This window comes from Streptomyces sp. NBC_01485, from assembly GCF_036227125.1.
In the GTDB taxonomy this organism is placed as follows: Bacteria; Actinomycetota; Actinomycetes; order Streptomycetales; family Streptomycetaceae; genus Streptomyces.
Genome location: NZ_CP109435.1, coordinates 7,527,352 through 7,549,261, shown reverse-complemented (window position 1 = coordinate 7,549,261; position 21,910 = coordinate 7,527,352). Strand labels below are relative to the sequence as shown.

The window sequence follows — 21,910 nt, the reverse complement described above, 5'->3', positions numbered from 1 at the left end:
GCCCGGAGACGGATGTTCCCGCCGTGGACCTCCTCGCATCAGCGGCCCGGTCAGTCGCGTTCCGGGAGCACGGTGTCGGCCGGGTCCTTGCCGAGGTGGTGCAGGAGCCTGGCACGCAGCGCCTCGGTGTCGGGGTGGTCGAGTTCCTCGAAGAACGTCAGGGACCGGGTCCAGGCGTCGCGGGCGGCGTCGGTGTTCCGGGCGGCGTGGTGTGTGTCACCGAGGTGGGCGAGAATGTCCGCCTCGTAGTAACGGTCTCCCAGGTCGTGGAAGAGCGCGGCGGCTTGTCGGTAACAGGCGGCGGCCTCGTCGTACTGGCCGAGATGATGATGGGCGTACCCGAGGGTGTCCCAGGTGTGAGCCTCGCCGGAGGTATGGCCGGTCTGCTCCACCAGGGCGAGCGCCTGCCTGCCGTGCACGATGGCCTTCTGGTAGTGGCCCAGCTCCGCGTGGTCCCAGCCGACGTTGTTGAGGGCCAGGGCCTGCCAGCCGCGGTCGCCCGCGGCATCGAACAGTTCCACCGCCCGCAGTGAGTGGTCCAGCGCCTCGGTGCGACGCCCCTGCCGTGTCGAGACCCGGCCGAGTGCGAGACCGGTGTGCGCTTCGCCCCCTGGATCGCCGAGCCCCCGGTACAGTTCCGCCGCGCGTTCGAGGTGAGCGCGGGCCTCGGCCTGCCGGCCGAGGGCCGAGGCGGCGTTGCCGAGGTTGCGGCGGGCGCACGCCAGCGCCGCCGGATCGGCCAGCCGGCGGGCCGCGGCCAGCGCGACCGTATGGACTGTGGTCCAGTCGGACCACAGCACTCTTCGCTGCTGGTACGTGGTCAGTGCCGCTGCCAACTGCCAGACGTGCGTGTCGAAACCGGCCTCGAAGGCCTGGCGAACGGCGGCGAGCAGAATGGGGTGTTCGGCGGTGAACCAGGCCATGGCGGCTTCGCGGCCGGCCGGTTCCTCGGGGACCACCTGCGGCTGGACCGGGGAGGGAAGAATCCGGTCGGCCGGCGGCCCGAGGAGGCGTTGTGCCCGCAGAGCGGTGTGCAGGTAGTGGTCGAGCATCCGGTGCGTCGCGTGACGGCGGCCGTCCTCCTCTTCTTGGGACCGGGCCAGTTCCCCGGCGTAGGCCCGGAGCAGATCGTGGAAGGAGTACCGGCCCGGTACGGGTTCGGCGAGCAGATGCGTCCGGGTCAGTTCGGCCAGCAGGGACCGGGCCCGCGCCAACGGCAGACCGGCCAGGCTCGCCGCGGCCGGTGCCGAGACATCCGGTCCGGGATGCAGCCCGAGCAGCCGGTAGAGCCCGGCGGCGGCGGGGCTGAGGGCGTCGTAGGACCAGGAGAAGACGGCCCGTACCTGAGTGGCGGGATCACCGCCGTCGAGTGCGTCCAGGCGGTCGCCGGTGTCACTCAGCTCGTCGGCGAGCGTGGCGAGCGGGATGTGCGGCTGGGCGGCGGCGCGGGCGGCCACGACGGCCAGAGCCAGCGGCAGGCCCGCGCACCGCGCCACGATGTCCGCGACGGCGGCGGGCTCGGCGGCCGTGCGGCGGGCACCGAGCCGGTCGGCCAGCAGGGACCGGGCCTCGGCGGGGGAGAGCACGTCGATGACGAGCAGGTGGGCGCCCTCGGCCGCGGCCAGGCTGGTGAGCCGGTTCCGGCTGGTGACCAGGGCGAGGCAGCCGGGCGCGCCGGGCAGCAGCGGCCGTACCTGTTGGGCGTCCAGGGCGTTGTCCAGCACCACCAGCACGCGCCGGTCGGCCAGCAGGCTCCGGTAGAGGGCGGCCTGTGCCTCCAGGCCCGTGGGGATCCTGGCCGGGGGCACTCCGAAGGCGTCCAGGAATCCGCGCAGTGCCTCTGCCGGGTCCCGTAACGATCCGCTCGGGTCGAAGCCACGCAGGTTCACATAGAGCTGTCCGTCGGGAAAGTGCTTCCGTACCCGGTGCCCCCAGTGCACGGCCAGCGTGGTCTTGCCCACCCCGGCCGTGCCCGACAGAGCCGAGATCACCACGGGGGCCGACAGCCGCGCTGCCTCGAGGAACGTGTCCAGGCGCGACAGTTCCTCGTCCCGGCCGGTGAAACCTCGTACCCCGACCGGCAGTTGCGCGGGGACCACGCCTCGCTGCGGACCGGAGCGTGACAGTGCCGCGGGACGTGCCGACGCGGCCGACTCCAGCACCTGTCCCCGCAGGATGGTCTGATGGACCTCGCGCAGCGCCGTGCCGGGATCCGTCCCCAGTTCCTCCGCCAGCCGCTGCTGGACGGAGGCATAGCACTCCAGCGCCTCGGCGCCCCGTCCGGCGGCGTACAGTGCCCGCATCAGCGCCTCGGCCAGTGGCTCCACCAGCGGATTTTCACCGAGAAGTGCGGAGAGCGGGCCGATCGCCGCGGCGGGGTCGCCCAGGCGCGCCTGGACGCGAGCCCATGCGACGGTCGCATCCATCCGCTCGCGGCGCCACGCCTCCCGCACATGCTCCGCCCACGGGCCGTCCAGTCCGCTCAGCGGCTCGCCGCGCCACAGACCGAGGGCCTCGCCCAGCAGGGACGCCCGCGCAGGGTCCGGTAGCCGGGCCGCGCGTGCCTGGTCGACCAGGCGCCTGAAGCGGTGCACGTCGACCTGCTCCCAGCCCGCTTCCAGAACGTATCCGCCGGACCGGCGCGTCAGCCGGAGCCGTTCGCCCGCCGCGTCCCCCGTCTGCTCGCAGATCCGACGGATCCGGGCGATGTGCGAGTAGACGGAGCGCCGGGCTCCTTCCGGAGGGGCCGTGCCCCAGACCCGCCTGATCACCACGTCGGCTCCCACCGGCCGACCGGCGTCCACGGCCAACGCCGCGAGCACGGCGCGTCGTTGCGGCGGCCCCACCTCGACCGTCCGCTCCGGCGTGGCCAGTTCGACAGGCCCGAGCAATCGCAATTGCAGCATGCTGCCCCTCCCCGATCCCTCAGCTTCGCAGGAGTCTGCCCGCGTCCGCACGGCGAGCGACAGCCCCGTCGACGGGAGACGACAACCTATCGACAACATTTTGACCGAGGCCCGGCTCTCACCATGGCGGTGTACGCGGCGGCCGACCACCGAACGCGTCGCTCACAGGGGGGACTTGAGGGACCATGCGAGAAAACGGCAGTTCTGTACGTGTGCGCACCGGCAGCGAGCCCGGAGCCTGCGGGGGCACCGACGGGCCCGCTCCCACCTCGGTTCGTCCCTCGGCGCATGCCGGGGGACGGAGTGTGCTGGAGGGAGCCTTCGAGTTGCTGGCCGCGGTGGAACGTAGCAGGGGGGCGGGGCTGACCCGGCTTTCGTCCGAGAGCGGACTGCCCAAAGCCACGGCGCACCGGCTGCTGGAACAGCTGGTCGGCCTGGGCGCGGTGGAGCGGTTCGTGGACGGGTACCGGATCGGCTCGCGCATGTTCCAGCTCGGGAACGGGTGGCAGCCGCATCCGAGGCTGCGTTCCACGGCAGCCGAGCCCGCCCGCCGCCTGGCAGAGGTCACGGGCGCGGCCGTAGGGATCGCGGTGCTGCGCCACGACCGGACGCTCCTGCTCCACTGGACACCCGGTGAGGCCGTGACGTTCCCTGCTTCGCGGAACCAGTCGGCCTGGCCGTGGTACACCGCCGCCGGCAAAGTGCTCGCCGCAACGCCGGAATACCGCTTCCCGCCGAGCGCAATGCCCGCCTCCTGGCCGCGGGAGGCACGGGCCATCCGGGAATGCGGTGTCGCGGTCGACCAGGGGATTCTGATGCCAGGGGTGTGCTGTGTAGCCGCTCCGTTGTACGACGTGAGCAGCGCTCCGGTCGCCGCGCTGTTCACCGCGACCGGCCCCGCTCACCGGCCGGAGCGGCTCGCCGATGTCGTCCGGCGGACCAGCAGAGCGATCAGTGCGGGCCTTGGGGGCGGCGACCTCCGGCTGAGGATTTGATCCTTTGTTTCGTGTGACTGGCCGGAGAGGCCCGGGCCTTGACCGTGTGATCCACACGATGAGCTCCCGCACTGTTGCCCGACTCGTTGCGGGCGGCCTTCCCGCCCGCGTCGGGCACGGAATCGTCCGCGACCCCGAAGCCCGCAGCGGCTACGAGGCCGACATCGGCATCGCCGGCGGCGCCGAAGCCCCCGACCGGGGTGATGACGTCGCACTGGCCTTGGTCGACCCGAACGACACGGCCGGGCAGGAGACCCCGCTCATCTCCCGGAGATCACAGGTCCCCGGGGTCTCCGGTCGCCGACCGGCTCACCCGGCCCTGCTTCCAGGCCGTGATCATCGGCTCGATCAACGCCCAATGCCCATCCGACAGGTCGCTCGGACACGGTCTTCGGTCCATGCCCGCATCCCGGCATGCACATGACGAATGGTCGGCTCGTACGGCAATCAGTCCCACGATCGAGCAATGACGAACCGAGAAAGATCGGGCTTAGCGCCCTCTCGCAAGTGTGCCGCCGCGTGACCGGCGCTCTTCTCGTACTGTCTACTTGAGCTCGGCGGCGGTGTAGTCGCCGCCCGCGACCAGAACGTACTCGTAGTTGGTCTTGTCGACGCTCGTCGGCTGCAGCAAGTAGGCGGGCACAGCCTTGACGCCGTTGTTGTAGGCCCTTCTGTTGTTCACTGTCGGCGTCTTGCCGTTGAGTACGTCGTCGGCCATGTCCGCGGCGACCGTGGCGAGCCGGCGAAGGTCCTTGTAGACGGTCTGCGACTGCTCACCCGCGATGATCGACTTCACCGAGGCCAGTTCGGCGTCCTGACCGGTGACGACCGGGAGGGGCTTGCTGTCGGAGCCGTAGCCGTCCGACTTCAGCGCGGTCAGGATGCCGATGGAGATGCCGTCGTACGGCGACAGGACCGCGTCGACCTTCTTGCTCCGGTACGACTCGTCGAGGATGCCGCTCATGCGCTTCTGCGCGGTGGGCCCGTCCCAGCGCAGGGTGGTGACCTGGTCGAGCGCGGTCTGGCCGGACCGGACGACCAACTGCTTGCTGTCCAGGTACGGCTGCAGGAGGTGCATCGCGCCGTCGAAGAAGTACTTGGTGTTGTTGTCGTCGCCGGAGCCGGCGAACAGCTCGATGTTGAACGGGCCCTTGCCGTTCTCCAGGCCGAGCTTGTCGATGATGTAGAGGGCCTGGAACCGGCCGACCTGCTCGTTGTCGAAGGAGACGTAGTAGTCGACGTTCTTGGTGCCGAGGATGAGCCGGTCGTAGGAGATCACCGGGATGTGCGCGTCGGCGGCCTGTTGGAGCACGCCGTTCAGCGACTTGTTGTCGATGGCCGCGATGATCAGTGCATCGACGCCCTGCTTGATCAGGCTCTCGATCTGTGAGACCTGGGTTTTCGGGTGGTCCTCACCGTAGACCAGCTTGGTCTTGTACCCCTTGGCCTGCAGGTCCTTGACGACGCTCTTGCCGTCGGTGAGCCAGCGCTCGGAGGCCTGGGTCGGCATCGCGATGCCGATGGTGTCGCCCTTGGAGCTGCCCGCGGAGCTGCCCCCCATGTTCTGGCCGCAGGCGGACACGGTGAGGGCGAGGGAGGCGGCTCCGGCGATCGCGGCGAGGGCGGCTCTTCGGTTGTGCATGGTGGCCGTTCCTTGTTCTTCTCGTCGTTGAGGGGATGACGGCATATCAGATGTCGGCGGAGAAGCGGCGGAGCGGGCCGGGCAGTCGGCGAGCGGGTCGAGCGCGATTCGGTCGCGCCGTACCCGCTCCCTGCGGTGTCCGGGGTCGGATCCCGCAGGGGGGGTGCCGTACGAGTAGATCCCGGGCGCCCTGGACAGACCGAACCTCGGGCAGCACGGTGCGCTGCGGCGGACCCGTTCGGCGGCCCCGTGGATCCGCACGTGGCCGCCGAGGTCGTCGGGGATCTTGGCGCACACGTTTCAAGAGCAGTGAACAGCCGGCGGATCTCGCTGAAACGGCTGAGGGCCAGGCCGCCGCCCGGCAGGTTGCTCGAGTCTGTGCTCTGGCGCCTCGGTGTCCCGCATGTCGCCGATCAGTGCGTCGGTGCGGCCCTGCATCCGGGTCTCGCCGGCTCTCGTGATCCCTTTGCCGGTGTGCACCCGTGACATACGTCAGGCAGCGCCACGGCGTTCCGGCCACGGATGTGCTGATTCCGGTGGAGCGCAAGGCACTTGCCTTTCAACCGTTCGACATATCGTCACGTGATCGGAATGCTGGCGCGACTTTAAGAGGGGGTGTGCGGGGTGTCAACTGGCCGAACAGAAACGGTTTTAGAACGTGTTGGAGATCGCTTTCGGTCTCCACGGAATTTTCATGGAAGCCGACGGAGTACGCGACGCCGGTCGCCCTGCAGAACGGATTCGGCACACAGGGGGACAGAAAATCGCCGCGAACAGGCGAGAGCTGCACAGGGGTGTTTTCCGGCTCAAGGCTGCCGCGCCCGGCGTTTACCCAGCTCAGGGCCTTATCCAGGGAAAACTCCTCAAGCGGGCGTCGCAGGTTCGAATCCTGCCGGGGGCACCACGCGTTACGCCGCTGACCTGGGTTCCACTCACCAGGGAGGCGCTCTGTTCGGCCTCGGACTCCTCGTCCGGGGCCGTGCGCGTGAGCGGACGGGAGTTGATCTCCCGGATACCGCCCGACGGATCAGCATCATCCGGCTCGGATTCCGGGCCGGGCTTCTCCTCGCCGTCGGGCTCAGGCCGTTCTCGCGAGGAAGACCCCGCCGGTCTCCACCGAGGCGCTCTCCCGTTCCTCTCGGTCCTTGTCCTTCCGGAGGCGGTGGCGTCGCTGGGGCTGGACCGTGTCGGAGGCCGGCGCGGGGCCGGACCGACGATGGCGGTAGGGCTCCGTCTCGGCGACGGCAGCTTTCATCGCCTTGCGGCGGGCACGGCGCTCGCGGCCCTCCAGGGGATCCGGGCAAGGTCCTCGATCGCCTTGCGCCGCGCGGCGTCGCCCTCGGCGATCTCGACGTGGGCCTCGGCGATGGCGGCGGCGGTGGTCTCGAACATCTCCGACGGGTGACCCGGAGGCGGTCGAGCCGGTAGTGCCCCGAACTGGTCCCTCTTGGAGTACCGGAACCCGAGGGGGAAGGCGGGTGCCGCACACGATCAGCCCGTGAAAGTGCGCGGCAGAGCATGTCGCCGTATCCCTGCTGCCAGGTCTGCCGGTCAGGGTCTGCTGGTCAGGTCTTCTGACGTGACGTCATGGTTCGCTGGATCAGGATGAAGGCGCACAGCAGCACACCGGTGGCTATCTTCGTCCACCAGGAGCTGAGCGTGCCCTCGAACGTGATCATGCTCTTGATCAGGCCGAGCACCAGCACACCGAAGAGTGTGCCCAGCACATAACCGGAACCGCCGGTCAGCAGGGTGCCGCCGATGACCACCGCGGCGATGGCGTCGAGCTCCATGCCGACGGCGTGCAGCGGATCGCCCGACTGGATGTACAGCATGAACAGCAGACCGGCCAGGGCGGAGCAGAAGCCGCTCACCGTGTAGACGGCGATCTTCGTGCGGCCCAGCGGAAGACCCATGAGCAGCGCCGACTGCTCGTTGCCGCCGATGGCGTACACACGGCGTCCGAAGCGGGTGTAGTGGAGGACGTAGCAGGCGACGCCGAGGACGACCAGGGCCACGACGGCGCCGATCGACAGTTCGCCCGCGCCCAGCGACACCCGCGTCTCGGCCAGGCTGCTCACCGAGGCGTCGCTGATGGAGATCGACTCCTTGCTGATGACCAGGCACAGTCCGCGGAAGAGGAAGAGCCCGGCGAGGGTGACGATGAACGGCTGGATCTCGAAGTTGTGGATCACGTAGCCCATCAGGAAACCGCCGAAGGCTCCCAAGCCCAGCGCGAGGGGGACCACCAGCACCAGCGGCAACCCCTGACGTTCCACCAGCCACGCCGTGAACATGGTGGTGAAGCCGATCATCGAGCCCACGGACAGGTCGATGCCGCCGGACATGATGACGAAGGTGGCACCGATGGCGGCGACCAGCAGATAGCTGTTGTCGATGAACAGGTTGAGGAACACCTGGGGTTCGGCGAACCCGTAGTTCTGGTACCGGCCGAGGCCGCCGATGTACATGGCGATGAACAGGGTGGCCGTCACCAGGACGGGCAGACGCCGGTCGCCGAGCAGACGCGCGGCACGGGAGGCGATGCCGCTCTTGGCTGCCTCGGTGGTCTGGGCGGTCGCGCTCATCGCGACACCTCCATCTTCGGGGCGGCGTCCCGGCGCAGAGCCTTGAGGCCCTTCGCGCCGAAGATCTTGGCTCGGAACTTCGGGGACTGCAGCAGGCAGACGACGATGACGACGGCGGCCTTGAAGACCAGGTTGGTCTGGGTCGGCACGCCGATGGTGTAGATCGTGGTGGTCAGGGTCTGGATGACGAGGGCGCCGATCACCGTGCCGCCGATGGAGAACCGGCCGCCGACCAGCGAGGTGCCGCCGATCACCACGGCGAGGATCGCGTCGAGTTCGATCCACAGACCGGCGTTGTTGCCGTCCGCGGCCGAGGTGTTGGAGCTGATCATCAGCCCCGCGATCCCCGCGCACAGCGCGCAGAACATGTAGACCATGATCTTGATGCGCGTGGACCTGATGCCGACCAGGCGGCTGGCCTCGGCGTTGCCGCCGACCGACTCGACCAGCAGGCCGAGCGCCGTGCGGCGGGTCAGCACCACGGTGACGGCCACAACCGCGGCCACCACGAAGAGGGAGAACGGCAGTGTCAGCCAGTAGCCGCCGCCGATCAGCTGGTAAGGGTCGCTGTTGACGGTGATGATCTGGCCGTCGGTGATCAGCTGGGCGACACCGCGCCCGGCGACCATGATGATCAGCGTGGCGATGATCGGCTGGATGCCCCTCCTGGCGACCAGGAAGCCGTTCCACAGGCCGCAGACGACCGCGGCGACCAGGCCCAGCGCCACGGCGACCAGCACCCCGGAAACGGAGTTCTGGTCTGCTTCGCCGTTGATGTACCAGCACGACAGGGCCCCGGTGATGGCGACCACGGCGCCGACGGAGAGGTCGATGCCGCCGGTGGCGATGACCAGGGTCATGCCGACCGCCACCAGGATCAGTGGTGAGCCGAACAGCACGATGGAGACGAGGCTGCCGTAGAGGTGGCCGTCCGCCATCCGGATCGAGAAGAAGCCGGGTGTGAAGGGGACGTTGACGAGCAGCAGCACGACCAGGACCGCGACCGGCCAGAACAGGTGGTGGCGCGTCAGTGCTCGCCATCGGGAAGGGGTGGTCACTGGTGCTCTCCGCTCGCGATGGTCTCGAGGATCTGGCTGGTGGTGATCTCGGGCCCGTTGGTGAGCCGCGCCACCAGCCGGCGGTCGCGCAGCACCCCGATGGTGTGGCTGAGCCGGAGGACCTCCTCCAGTTCGGCCGCGATGTACAGCACGGACATGCCGTCCTCGGAGAGGGACACCACCAGTTTCTGGATCTCCGCCTTCGCGCCGACGTCGATGCCGCGCGTGGGCTCGTCCAGGATCAGCAGCTTCGGCTGGGTGATCAGCCAGCGGGCGAGCAGCACCTTCTGCTGGTTGCCGCCGCTGAGCTGCCCTACCCGGGCCTCCGGGTCGGCGGGGCGGATGTCCAGGGCCTGGATGTACTTGGCGACGAGTTCGTCGCGCTGGGCGGCCGGTATGGGCCGGGTCCAGCCGCGGGCCGCCTGGAGGGCGAGGATGATGTTCTCGCGCACGGTCAGATCGGGGACCAGCCCCTCGCTCTTGCGGTTCTCCGAGCAGAACGCGACCCCGGCGCCGATGGCGTCGTTCGGGGCGTTCATCGGGACCTGCTTGCCGCTGATGGACACCTTGCCGGTGTCCGGCTGGTCGGCGCCGAACAGCAGCCGGGCGAGCTCGGTGCGGCCGGATCCCAGCAGGCCGGCGAGTCCGAGCACCTCACCCTTCTTGATCTCCAGGTCGAAGGGGGCGATCCCGCCGCTGCGGCCGAGCCCCTCGGCCTTGACCAGCGTCTCGCCGACATCGGAGTGCATCTGGTGCTCGTGCAGCCCCTCGAGCTGGTCCAGGGCCTTGCCGATCATCAGCTCGATCAGTCCGACCTGGTCGAGGTCACGGACCATGTGCTCGCCGACCAGGGTGCCGTTGCGCAGGATGGTCATCCGGTCGCAGATCTCGTAGATCTGGTCGAGGAAGTGCGACACGAACAGGATCGCGACGCCCTCGTCCCTCAGCTGCCGCATCAGACGGAAGAGTTCGAGGACCTCGTCGCGGTCGAGGCTGGAGGTCGGCTCGTCGAGGACCAGCACCTTGGTGCCGGATCCCTCGCCGTCGCGGTCTCCGGAGCCCACCGACCGTACGATCGCGACCAGTTGCTGCACGGCCAGCGGGTACGAGGACAGCGGCGCGGTGACGTCGATGTCGAGCCCGAGCCGGTCGACCAGCTCCGCCGCCTCCTTGCGCATCCGCTTCCACTGGATGCGGCCCGCGCGGGTGGGTTCGCGTCCGATGAAAATGTTCTCCGCCACCGACAGGTTGGGGCAGAGGTTGACCTCCTGATAGACGGTGCTGATACCGGCCTGCTGTGCCTGCAGCGGGCTGCCGAACCGTACGGACGTGCCGTCGAGGGTGATCGTGCCGCCGTCCAGGGAGTAGACGCCCGTCAGCACCTTGATCATCGTGGACTTTCCGGCGCCGTTCTCGCCCATCAGGGCGTGTATCTCGCCCGGGAAGAGCCGGAAGTCGACACCCGACAGAGCCCTTACCCCCGGAAATTCCTTGACTATGCCCGTCATCTCCAGGACGGGCCGCGGCTCTGCCATGGCAGCGCTCCTCATGCAAAGGGTTCAGGTCGGCAGGGAGCCTCGCGACCGAGGGATCTCGGTCGGCCGGAGGCTCCCTGCCGGCGGGGACGGTCGGTCAGTACTTGCGAGTGGGGAGCGCGGCCTTGGCCTGGTCCTGCGTGAAGTCGCCCTCCTTGGTCTTGATCCACCGCTCGACCTTCTCGCCGTCGTGGACCTTCTTCACGATCTCCATCAGCTGGGGGCCGAGCAGCGGGTTGCACTCGACGATGCCGTTGATCTTGCCTTCGGACATGGCGACGAAGCCGTCCTTCACACCGTCGATCGAGACGATGAGGATGTCCTTGCCGGGCTTCTTGCCGGCCGCCTCGATGGCCTGGATGGCACCGATGGCCATGTCGTCGTTGTGCGCGAAGAGCACGTTGATGTCCGGGTTGGACTGCAGGAAGGCCGCCATGACCTGCTTGCCGCCGGCGCGGGTGAAGTCACCGGTCTGGCTGATGACGATCTTCCAGTCGGCCTTGTGCTCCGCGTCCATGACCTCCTTGAAGCCCTTGGCACGCTCGATCGCCGGGGCGGCACCGGTGGTGCCCTCCAACTGCGCTATCTTCACCGCGCCCTTGTGGCCGGCCGTCGCCAGGACCTTCTCCAGCATGCGGGCGGCGCGCCGGCCCTCGTCCGTGAAGTCGGAGCCGACCAGGGTCACGTACAGGGACTGGTCGGACGTCTCCACGGAGCGGTCGGTGAGGACCACGGGGATCTTCGCGGCCTTGGCCTCCTTGAGCACCGCGTCCCAGCCGGTGACGACCACCGGCGAGAAGGCGATGACGTCGACCTTCTGCGCGATGTAGCTGCGGATCGCGGAGATCTGGTTCTCCTGCTTCTGCTGGGCGTCGGAGAACTTGAGGGTGTAGCCCGCCCCCTTCGCGGCCGACTTCACCGAGTCGCTGTTGGCGCTCCGCCAGCCGCTCTCCGAGCCGACCTGGGAGAAGCCGAGGGAGATCGCCTTGCTGCCGCCACCGGAGGAGCCGGACGAGCTGCCGTCCTCCTTGGCACAGGCCGCGAGTCCGGTCGCAGCCGCCACACCGACCGCCGCGGTAAGGAAGTTCCTTCTGTTCAGCATGTTTCTACTCCTTCGTAGAGCCGGCCCGGGGATGGGGCTCGGTTGCGTGAGGTCGCTTCTGACGTTCCGTCGGGAACCGGGGAAGCGATGTTGTTCTGTGGACCGGCCAACGTTCGAGATACCGAACATACGTGGGCGGTGCCGTCCGAGGGTGGTCATGGCGGGATGGGCTTCCCCCGGGGAGCGGTGGGGAGAGGAGGACGGCTCCGTTTCCCCACCGCGGAGAGGTCCTGTCGGATGGTACTCAGCGGAGGGGCGGAGAACTCGGGCCCCGGGACGCAGGGGAACCCGACCGCCGCGATGCCGTGGGGGGTACGGGCGCCGCCTTCGCCCAGCGTCCGCGACAACCTGCGCCATCCGGTCGTCGGCCGGTCAAGACCGCGGTCGGACTCCGGCCCGCCTGCCGGAGCAGTTCCCGGCCCGCACGGTGACCCGGTCCTCGGCTTCCAGCCACTTGCCGCAACCCGCAGGATGCCAGATGACGCGATGACCGGCCGCCAGGAGATGCCTGGCCACCGGCCCGGCACCGAGGCGCCGGGCCGCCTTGACGCCGGGGCGCCTCCCGGACGCGGCCGCCGCCGACCGTCGCCACCGGGAAGGGGTACCGGAGTTCCGCCGGCGCGGCGGAAGGGCCGTGGAGGGTGGTGTCCGAGGCGGCTCCTCGGGTCCGATCGCGCCGGGTGGCGAGGGCCCGCCCGGAGGAATCGCGGCGATGACCGCGTTCCTCGATCGCATGCATCGCCTTGGCTCGCGCCTCGTTCCGCACGGTGCGGCGGCTCCCCGGCATACGCGAGATGACCTGGTGCGACACGCCTGCCGACTGTGAGACGTCAGCCATGACGGGCGGCCGCCGTGATGGTTGCGCCATGGCCACGCCTCCTTGGCGGCTGTCCGGTGGCAGGTCTGGAACAGGTTGGCAATCCGTCCGGGAGGTGTTGCTGTGCGCCGAGTGTGCCACAGCTGTATCCCCCTGAAGCGGTCGGTGATTGCGGAGGCCATAGTGAGCGCCAACCGTTCCCGCCGGTCAAGGGGTTGCGCGAGAAGCGAGCCATCACGTTTGGGTAACGCGGGGTGGCGGGCGGGGCGGACGGCCCGCACGATCGCCCGGCGCAGAATCGTGTTCTCGGCAGAGGGATTGACGCTCGGCGGCCGTGGCCATATTTTCGATCCTTGCACGAAGAGTCGAACTCCGTACGAAATATCGGACAATTGGCTGGGACGTGGCACCCGTCATGGCACGGTGTGAACACCTGGGGCGCTGAGGTGGTGAGCGCAGGTCACGGCTGTGAGGGGGTTGTCGGCCACGTACAGACCACCGACACCGCCGTCGGCGTCGGCGAGCTCGGACCACGAGGAGGGACTGCGGTTCGTGGGGACCTGGTGGAGGCTCGGGCCGACGCCGTCTGTCTTGGTGATCGGGTGATGCGTTGGAGGGTGCGGAAGGCGTGCGCGACGGAGACGAGGATGACGTGGTGCCCATCCCTCCTGGTGCGGCCTTCGAAGTGGGCCGGGCCCAGGGCCTGCTTCATCTCGGCGTGGTCGACTCCGCCCGCGGTGAGAAGGGTGGCCGTGCCGTAGCGACCGTAGGTGATGGCGTTGGTCGCCAACTCCGGTCGGCGCGGGCCTGCTCCAGCCGGTCCTGAAGGATGTGCAGGCGGCGGGTCTTGGCATGCCACTCCCGCCGGGAGCGGTAGCCGCCGGGCGCGCGCTTGTTGCCCTTCTCCCGCAAGGGCAGGGACAGCCGGTGCCTGATCGTGCCGATACCGGCTTCCAGGCTCTGGATGTGGGCGAGCTGGCACCGGCGGGACAGGGCCCACTGGTCGTGGCTGGCCTTGGTGATGGCGCCCGCCCAGCGTGAGGAGGACAGGGGTGTCAGTTCCCGCTTGGCAGAGCACCTGGCCACGACCGTCAGCACTCACCCATACACGCCGGAACACACTCGTACGCAGTCAAACCTCAGCAGTTCCCAACCCGTGGCTGTCGGCCCGGCAACCCCCTGCCGGGCCGACAGCTGTTCCGGCACACCCGCGGCCTCCCGGCACACCAGCGGCTTCCCTGCACGGCTGGTGTACGGCCGTCGGGGCCAGCTGCGACGCCCTCCTGGCACCGACCGGCCGACCTGACGGCACGCGTACTGCTGCCCGCCCACGGGCCGATTCCCGCCGACCACACGGCGGTGTTCGCCACGGCCCTGGGTGGCCACGCTGCTGCGGACGCGGCTTCGCCGAGGAGAGAAGGTGTGACGAGACGCCCGCGCGTCACTCCGGCCACTCGCCGACTCCCCCGGATAACGTCCGGGGCCGTTGCGTGAGCTGACGGGTCGCCGGGCCCCGAGGTTTCTCCCCGCAGATCGGCACCGTCCGGCCGGGACTCGGGGCCGGGCTCCTCCCCGTCGTAGGGCCCGGGCTCCACTTCGGGCGGTGTTCTCGGAGGTGACGCGGGCTCGTGTACGTATCGGCCGTGACGGCGATCGTTCACGGCATCCGATGGTGCGACCCCGCGCGAGCGGCCGGTCCCGACCGCGGTCGCCGCTCGGCGGGATCAGCCCGATCGACGGGGCCTCGGTCGGTCGGTTATCCGGTGACCTGCGTCGCCTCGGGGTTGCCGTAGTAGGCGTCGGGGCCGTGTTTGCGGGTGTAGTGGCGTTCCAGGAGGTGTGGGGGCGGTGGCGGGCCCGTGGGGGACAGGGCGAAGGTGTGCAGCGCCATGTCGGCGACGGCTTCGCAGATGATGGAGTGTTCGAGGGACTTGCGGGCGGTGGCGCCCCAGGTGAAGGGGCCGTGGCCCGCGACGAGGGCGCCGGGGACTTCGGTTGCTTTCTGGTCGTCCGCGTTCAGCAGGTCCACGATGACGCGGCCGGTGTTGTACTCGTAGTCCTTCGCGCACTGTTCGGCGGTGAGGTCGGGGGTGCAGGGGACGGGGCCGTTGAAGGTGTCGGCGTGGGTGGTGCCCAGGACGGGTATCTCGCGGCGGGCCTGGGCGAAGGCCACGGCGTGCGTGGAGTGGGTGTGGGTGACGCCGCCGATGGAGGGGAAGGCGAGGTAGAGGCAGCGGTGGGTCTCGGTGTCGGTGGAGGGCCGCAGGTCGCCGTCGACGACGGCGCCGTCGGACAGCCGCACCGTCACCAGATGCCCGAGGGCGAGGCTCTCGTACGGGATCCCGGAGGGTTTGATGACGAAGACGCCGGCCTCCCGGTCGATGCCGCTCACATTGCCCCAGGTCAGGGTGGCGAGGCCGGCCTGGGGGATGGCCAGGTTGGCGTTCAGGACCTCTTCCCGCAGGCCGTCGCGGACGGTGACGGTCATCGGTTGTCTCCTCGAGTGCTGGTCATGGGCGTCACAGGGCCTGGGCGAGGCGGTGGTAGGCGGCGTTCCAGCGGATCTCCTTGGCGAGCTGTCCGGACGTGGTGTGCTCGTCGATGGTGAGCAGTTCGACGCCGGTCATCGCCGCGAAGTCGGTGAGGGTCTCGGTGTCCACGGCGGAGCTGAGGACGGTGTGGTGGGGCGCGCCGGACAGGAGCCAGCCTTCGGCGGACTCGGCGAGTGAGGGGCGGGGTTCCCAGACGGCGCGGGCGACGGGCAGGCGGTGCAGTGTTTCGTTGGGGGCGACGACGTCGACGGTGTTGGCGGTGAGGCGGAAGCGGTCGCCGAGGTCGGCGAGGCCGACGACCAGGGCGGGGCCGGGGGCGGCGTCGAAGACGAGGCGGACGGGGTCCTCGCGGCCGCCGATGGAGAGGGGGTGGATCTCGCAGCTGGGGCGGTTCGCGGCGATGGTGGGGCAGACCTCGAGCATGTGGGCGCCGAGGATGCGGGGGGTGCCGGGGCCGAGGTGGTAGGTGTAGTCCTCCATGAAGCTGGTGCCGCCGGGCTGTCCTTGGCCCATGACCTTCATGGTGCGCAGGAGTGCGGAGGTCTTCCAGTCGCCTTCGCCGCCGAATCCGTAGCCGTCGGCCATGAGGCGCTGGACGGCCAGGCCGGGCAGTTGGCGCAGCCCGCCGAGGTCCTCGAAGTTGGTGGTGAAGGCGGTGAAGCCGCCGTCGGTGAGGAAGGTGCGCAGGCCCAGTTCGAGGCGGGCCGAGTACAGCAGCGAGTCGTGGCGGATGCCGCCGGGGCGCAGGGCCTCGACGATGTCGTAGGACTCGGCGTACTCGGCGGCGAGTTCGGCGGTGTCCTTGTCCGGGACGGCGTCGACGACGGCGACGAGGTCGTTGACGGCGTAGGTGTTGACGGAGTAGCCGAACCGCATCTGGGCTTCGACCTTGTCGCCCTCGGTGACGGCGACGTCGCGCATGTTGTCGCCGAAGCGCGCCAGGCGCAGGGTGCGTGCCGCCTGACGGCCGGCGGCGGCCCGGGACCAGGCGGCGACGCGGCCCACGACGCGGGGGTCGGTGGCGTGACCGGCGACGATCTTGCGGTTGACGCCGATGCGCGCCTCGATGTGCGCGAACTCGCGGTCGCCGTGGGCGGCCTGGTTGAGGTTCATGAAGTCCATGTCGATGCTCGACCAGGGCAGCGACAGGTTGTACTGGGTGTGCAGGTGGAGCACCGGCCGGTCCAGTGCGCTGAGTCCGGCGATCCACATCTTGGCCGGTGAGAAGGTGTGCATCCACACCATGACGCCCACGCAGGCGTCGGAGGCGTTGGCTTCCAGGCACAGCCGGCGGATCGATTCGGCGTCGGTGAGGACCGGCTTCCACACGATGCGCAGGGGTATGCGGGGGGCGGCGTCGAGCATTTCGGCGATCTGCCGGGACTGGTGGGCGACCTGGCGCAGGGTGTCCTCGCCGTACATTCCCTGGCTGCCGGTGAGGAACCAGATCTCCTGGTCGGCGTAGGTCGGGGCGGGTGTCGTCATGACGGAGCCTTTCGGGTCGAGCGGTGCGGGCCGGGGGTGGGTGGGGTGCGGGCCGGGGGTGGGTGGGGTGCGGGCCGCTCAGGCGGACACTTCGGCGCGCAGGCGGCGCAGCCGGTGCATGACGTCGTTGGCGCCGCGGCCGAAGTGGTCGTGCAGGAGCCGGTACTCGGCGTAGAGGCGTTCGTAGGCGGCGGCGCGTTCGGGGTCGGGCTGGTAGACCCCGCGCTGCGACTTGCCCATGGCCTGCGCCGCGGCCCGGATGTCGGCGTACGCCCCGGCGGCGACCGCGGCGTGCATCGCGGCGCCCAGCGCCGGGCCCTGGGTGGAGCCGATGACGCCCAGCGGACGGCCGGTGACGTCGGCGTAGATCTGCATGAGCAGGGCGTTCTTGGTGAGGCCGCCCGCGATGATGAGCTCCCGCACCGGCACCCCGGCCGTCTCGAAGGCGTCGATGATGGTGCGGGTGCCGAAGGCGGTCGCCTCCAGGAGCGCGCGGTAGACGTCCTCCGGCCGGGTGGACAGCGTCAGGCCGACCAGTACGCCGCTGAGGTCATGGTCGACCAGGACGGAACGGTTGCCGCTGTGCCAGTCCAGCGCGATCAGCCCGTGCTCGCCGACCTTCTGTCCGGCCGCGAGGGCGGTGAGGTGCTCGTGCGGGTCACGGCCCAGCGCGGCGGCCTCCTCGGCGTACGACGCGGGGAACCCGGTGCGGATGAACCAGCCGAAGATGTCGCCGACGCCGCTCTGTCCGGCCTCGTACCCCCACAGGCCCGGCAGGATGCCGCCGTCCACGACGCCGCACATGCCCGGCACCACGGCCTGCTGGTCGGAGCTCATCACATGGCAGGTGGAGGTGCCCATGATGGCGACCATCTGGCCCGGCTCCACCGCTGCCGCCGCGGGCGCCGTCACATGGGCGTCGACGTTGCCGACGCAGACCGTGATGCCCTCCGGCAGTCCCGTCCAGGCCGCGGCCTCGGCCGTCAGCAGCCCGGCCGGGGCGCCCAGTTCACCGATCGGCTGGTCCAGCTTGTCGGCCACGAAGCCGGCGAAGTCCGGGTGCAGGGCCGCGAGATGGCCGGGGGAGGGGTACACGCCGTCCTGGTACTGGCCCTTGTAACCCGCGGTACAGGCGTTGCGGACATACGCCCCGCACAACTGCCACACGATCCAGTCCGCAGCCTCCACCCACCGCTCCGTGCGCCGGTAGACCTCCGGGTCCTCCTCCAGCACCTGCAGCGCCTTGGCGAACTCCCACTCCGAGGAGATCTTCCCGCCGTACCGCGCCAGCCACGGCTCGCCCCGCTCCGCGGCGAGGGCGTTGATCCGGTCCGCCTGGTCCTGCGCGGCATGATGCCGCCACAGCTTGATGTAGGCGTGCGGACGGCCCACGAATTCAGGCAGTTCACACAACGGCGTGCCGTCCGCCAGGACCGGCAGCACCGTGCACGCGGTGAAGTCCGTCCCGATGCCGATCACCTGCTCCGGCCGCACCCCGGCCCGGGCGAGGGCCTCGGGGACCGCGAGGCGCAGGACATCCACGTAGTCCGACGGCACCTGCAACGCCCAGTCCGGCGGCAGAACCGTGCCATCGGGCAACGCCCGGTCCAGGACCGCATGCGAGTACGCGTGCTCCGCCGCCCCCAACTCCGCACCGTCCCGCACCCGGACCACCACGGCCCGCCCGGACAACGTCCCGAAGTCGACCCCGACGACGCAGGGTTCCGGTCTCCCGGCTGCCTCATGCTCGGCTTTCACAGCCAGCCCTCCCTCACGGATTGTTCGATATATCGATCTTCGTTCGATATTCTGCCGATGCTACTGGGTCACCGGCCCGCGCGCCATGGCCTCGCCCACGACAGCTCGCCGGGGTATCCAGCGCCCGGATCGACGGAACCGCCCTACGTCCCGGCTCCGGATCCTGCCGAAGTGGCGGCGTGTGGTCGGCACGCCGATCAGGCTCGGGGCCGGGCCGCTGAGGCCCGCACCACCAAACTGGGCTGGATGATGACGTGCGGCGTCTCGGCAGGTGCCGGGAGCGCCGAGACGGGACCGTCGATGATCTCGATCAGCGCACGGAGGGCGCGTCGGCCGAGCTCGTCGAAGTCCTGACGGACGGTGGTCAGCGGCGGGCCGAAGTACTCCGCCTCGGGGATGTCGTCGAAGCCGATGACGCTGATGTCCTCAGGCACCCGGCGCCCGGCCTGCTGCAGGGCCCGCAGCAGGCCGAGTGCCATGTGGTCGTTGGCGCAGAACACCGCGGTGACGTCGGGATTCGCGGCGATCCGCTGACCGCACTCGTATCCGGCGCGGGCAGTCCAGTCGCCACCGGCCAGCGGCTCGACCACGGGTACGCCCCGGTTTTCCAGGGCGCGCCGCCACCCGGCTTCACGCTCCTGCGCGTCGAGCCAGGAACGCGGTCCCACCAGGTGATGCACCGTGCGATGACCGAGGTCCAGCAGATAGGAGGTGGCCTGCTCGGCACCCGTCTCGTTGTCCACGGCGACCGAGGTCAGCACGGTGTGCGTGCCGCAGCCGACCGCGACCAGGGCCACGTCCGCCGGCACGTTCGCCAGCGCCGCGACGGCGGTGGTCTGGGGAGCCACCACGATGATTCCCTCGACGCCCTGGTCCCGAAGCCGGTCCACGGCGTCCAGTACCGACCGCCGGTCGAGCGCCTCAAGAGCGTTCACCGTGACGAAGTACTCGCACTGCCTGGCTGCCCGCTCGATGCCGTAGAGCATCGAAGCCGGGCCGTAGAGCGTGGTGTTGAAGCTGACCACACCCAGGGTGCGGGTGCGGCGGGTCGCCAGGTTGCGGGCGGCGGCGTTGGGGCGGTAGCCCAGTTCGCGGACGGCGGCGAGAACACGGTCCCGGGTGGCGGGCCGCACGTTCGGATGATCGTTGAGTACACGCGAGACGGTCTGGTGCGAGACACCCGCGATCCGGGCCACATCCTCCATCACCGGTGCGCGGCCCCCGTCCATGCTTCACCTCTTCCGATGTGCCGTCACGCTTCGCCGGTCGGGTGCGTTCTCCGGTGGAAGCCTGCACCGCGGAGCATTGTTAGCGCACACATTCGGAGAGGGTCAAGGCTCGCCGAGCCGCATTGGTCGAGCGCTTACCCACCGGCGCGGGCGGGGAACTCGGGGCCTTCGACGCGAGAAGCCACCGCCAAAGAACCGCCGAACACCCACGCTCCGCACGCCGCAGGAAGCGGAACGCGCCGATCTGTTTCCACACTCTTGACTGTTCCACAGTGTTGACCGTCCCGTCATCCCGGCGTAAAAAAGGCAGGGCTACGAGAGCGGGCGATCACCGCGACTGCACCGGGACGGCGTTTCCAGGGCATCTCGTTCGACGACCGGTCGCCGTTCCGGCGGTGAAGCACTCGCACGCGGCTGCGGCGCTCGAACAGAGCAGTCCGTCGGCCGTCCGTACCTGATTCCGTTGAAGCTCTGGATGAGCAGCGTCGTCCCAGGGCCGAAATTGTTAGCGCTAACAATCGCCTGCTGAGAGATGCCGAGGCCGCGCCGAGCGCCGAATCCGTCTCCCGGCGGCAGCTCCTCGGTACGCGTATCACCGCGTACCGCACAACCCTCCCCCCCTTCTCCCTGCGCACGCGGCGCCGGGCCCCAGAAGAACGCAAGACGGAAGAGGTTCACAGTGATGCGTCGACACCTGAGAGGGCTCCTGCTGTCAGCAGGCGCGGTCCTCACCCTGCTCGCCGGCCTCCTGGCCGGGGTGGTCGGAACCGCGGGCACGGCCCAGGCCGCTTCGTCCCTGCCGTGCGACATCTACGCCTCCGCCGGAACGCCGTGCGCCGCAGCTCACAGCACCACACGGGCGCTCTACGCCTCCTACAACGGCTCTCTCTACCAGGTCAAGCGCGCCTCGGACGCCGCGACCGCCAACATCGGCCTGCTCACCGCCGGCGGCTACGCCAACGCCGCGGCGCAGGACTCCTTCTGTTCCGGCACGACCTGCATCATCACCAAGATCTACGACCAGAGCTCGAACCACAACGACCTGACCATCGAAGGGCCCGGCGGCAACGGCGGACAGGATGTCGGCGCGATCGCGAACGCCCTGCCGGTCACGGTCGGCGGCCACAAGGCATACGGCATCTTCGTGTCCGCCGGCGTCGGCTACCGCAACAACAGCACCACCGGAATCGCCACGGGCAGCGCCCCGGAGGGTGCCTACATGGTGACCAGCGGCCACCACGTGAACAACCGGTGCTGCTTCGACTACGGCAACGCCGAGACGTCCGGCCTCGACACCGGCAACGGCCACATGGACGCGATCAACTTCGGCACGGAGTGCTGGTTCACGTGTTCCGGATCCGGCCCCTGGGTCGAGGCGGACCTGGAGAACGGACTGTTCTTCGGAGCGAACGGCCCCCACTCGCCCAACACCGGCATCTCCAGTGAGTACGTCACCGCCATGGAGAAGAACAACGGCACGACGACCTACGCGATCAAGGGCGGCAACGCGCAGTCGGGCTCACTGACCACCTGGTACGACGGTGCCCTTCCCAACCTGGGCGGGTACACCCCCATGCACCTGGAGGGCGCCATCGTCCTCGGCACCGGCGGTGACGACAGCAACGGCTCCGACGGCTCCTTCTTCGAAGGCGTCATGACCTCCGGCTACCCGACCAACGCCGCCGACAACGCCGTGCAGGCCAACATCACCTCCGTCGGCTACACGACCCCGGCCGTCACCTTCCCCGTCGCCGGCACCGCCTACCGCCTGACCAACGTCAACAGCGGCAAGGTCCTCGACGCGGTGAACTGCGGGACAGCCAACGGAACCGCGATCGACCAGTGGTCCTCGCTCGGCAACACCTGCCAGCAGTGGAAGTTCACCAGCGCGGGCAACGGTCACTACACCATCACCAACGTCAACAGCGGCACCGTTCTCGACTCCGTGAACTGCGGACAGAACAACGGCACAGCCCTGAACCTGTGGGCCGCGCTGGGCAATCTCTGCCAGGAGTGGGACGTCACCCCTGTCGGCAGCCACTACACCATCACCAACGTCAACAGCGGCATAGCGGTAGACGTGAAGGACTGCGGAACCGCCAACGGGACAGTGGTCCGCCAGTGGCAGCAGCTCGACAACAGCTGCCAGCAGTGGGACATCGCACCCTGACGGAAGCGACTGTGTCCGTGATGGCCTGCCGACCTCATGTCGGCAGGCCACCGTCGCAGTGATCGAGTGACAG

Annotated in this window: 13 protein-coding genes and 2 pseudogenes; 2 read left to right on the top strand and 13 right to left on the bottom strand. The window is 69.5% G+C overall.

Going from position 1 to position 21,910, the window contains the following annotated elements:
- Positions 1-50: 50 nt before the first annotated feature.
- Entirely contained in the window at positions 51-2,906 is a 2,856-nt protein-coding gene (locus tag OG352_RS33430) for an AfsR/SARP family transcriptional regulator (RefSeq protein WP_329222085.1), read from the bottom strand.
- A 305-nt stretch (positions 2,907-3,211) separates the two neighbouring features.
- On the opposite strand from OG352_RS33430, the gene OG352_RS33425 reads away from it, so the two are divergent.
- Positions 3,212-3,901: an IclR family transcriptional regulator gene (locus OG352_RS33425; protein WP_329222083.1), complete on the top strand. Its 690-nt coding sequence runs from the start codon at positions 3,212-3,214 to the stop codon at positions 3,899-3,901.
- A 544-nt stretch (positions 3,902-4,445) separates the two neighbouring features.
- Here OG352_RS33425 and chvE read toward each other — a convergent pair.
- From chvE to OG352_RS33360, 12 genes and pseudogenes are all read right to left on the bottom strand, one after another.
- Entirely contained in the window at positions 4,446-5,543 is a 1,098-nt protein-coding gene (gene chvE / locus OG352_RS33420; protein WP_329222082.1) for a multiple monosaccharide ABC transporter substrate-binding protein, read from the bottom strand.
- A 1,251-nt stretch (positions 5,544-6,794) separates the two neighbouring features.
- Positions 6,795-6,935, bottom strand: a complete 141-nt coding sequence (locus OG352_RS33410; protein WP_329222079.1) for a hypothetical protein — start codon at positions 6,933-6,935, stop codon at positions 6,795-6,797.
- Between the two features lie 173 nt (positions 6,936-7,108).
- Entirely contained in the window at positions 7,109-8,131 is a 1,023-nt protein-coding gene (yjfF, locus tag OG352_RS33405) for a galactofuranose ABC transporter, permease protein YjfF (protein ID WP_329222078.1), read from the bottom strand.
- Positions 8,128-9,189 carry an ABC transporter permease gene (locus OG352_RS33400; protein WP_329222076.1) on the bottom strand — a complete coding sequence of 354 codons (1,062 nt, stop codon included), beginning with the start codon at positions 9,187-9,189 and terminating at the stop codon, positions 8,128-8,130. Before OG352_RS33400 ends, yjfF begins: the two co-directional genes overlap by 4 nt.
- Positions 9,186-10,724 carry a sugar ABC transporter ATP-binding protein gene (locus OG352_RS33395; protein ID WP_329222074.1) on the bottom strand — a complete coding sequence of 513 codons (1,539 nt, stop codon included), beginning with the start codon at positions 10,722-10,724 and terminating at the stop codon, positions 9,186-9,188. Before OG352_RS33395 ends, OG352_RS33400 begins: the two co-directional genes overlap by 4 nt.
- 97 nt (positions 10,725-10,821) lie before the next feature.
- Positions 10,822-11,826: an ABC transporter substrate-binding protein gene (locus OG352_RS33390; RefSeq protein ID WP_329222072.1), complete on the bottom strand. Its 1,005-nt coding sequence runs from the start codon at positions 11,824-11,826 to the stop codon at positions 10,822-10,824.
- 1,391 nt (positions 11,827-13,217) lie between these two features.
- Positions 13,218-13,367: pseudogene (locus tag OG352_RS33385) on the bottom strand (IS701 family transposase); the annotation flags it as partial.
- A 68-nt stretch (positions 13,368-13,435) separates the two neighbouring features.
- Positions 13,436-13,711, bottom strand: a pseudogene (locus OG352_RS33380) (IS200/IS605 family accessory protein TnpB-related protein); the annotation flags it as partial.
- 688 nt (positions 13,712-14,399) lie between these two features.
- Positions 14,400-15,131, bottom strand: coding sequence for an L-ribulose-5-phosphate 4-epimerase AraD (gene araD, locus OG352_RS33375; RefSeq protein WP_329222071.1), 732 nt, complete (start codon positions 15,129-15,131; stop codon positions 14,400-14,402).
- A 31-nt stretch (positions 15,132-15,162) separates the two neighbouring features.
- The gene (araA, locus tag OG352_RS33370; RefSeq protein WP_329222070.1) at positions 15,163-16,680 is read right to left on the bottom strand and encodes an L-arabinose isomerase; all 1,518 of its coding nucleotides are present in this window, start codon (positions 16,678-16,680) and stop codon (positions 15,163-15,165) included.
- Between the two features lie 78 nt (positions 16,681-16,758).
- Complete coding sequence (gene araB / locus OG352_RS33365; protein ID WP_329222069.1) at positions 16,759-18,438, bottom strand: ribulokinase; 1,680 nt, start codon at positions 18,436-18,438, stop codon at positions 16,759-16,761.
- Between the two features lie 197 nt (positions 18,439-18,635).
- Positions 18,636-19,667, bottom strand: coding sequence for a LacI family DNA-binding transcriptional regulator (locus OG352_RS33360; RefSeq protein WP_329222067.1), 1,032 nt, complete (start codon positions 19,665-19,667; stop codon positions 18,636-18,638).
- 682 nt (positions 19,668-20,349) lie between these two features.
- Here OG352_RS33360 and OG352_RS33355 point away from each other — a divergent pair.
- Complete coding sequence (locus OG352_RS33355) at positions 20,350-21,837, top strand: arabinofuranosidase catalytic domain-containing protein (protein WP_329222066.1); 1,488 nt, start codon at positions 20,350-20,352, stop codon at positions 21,835-21,837.
- The last annotated feature ends 73 nt before the right edge of the window (positions 21,838-21,910 follow it).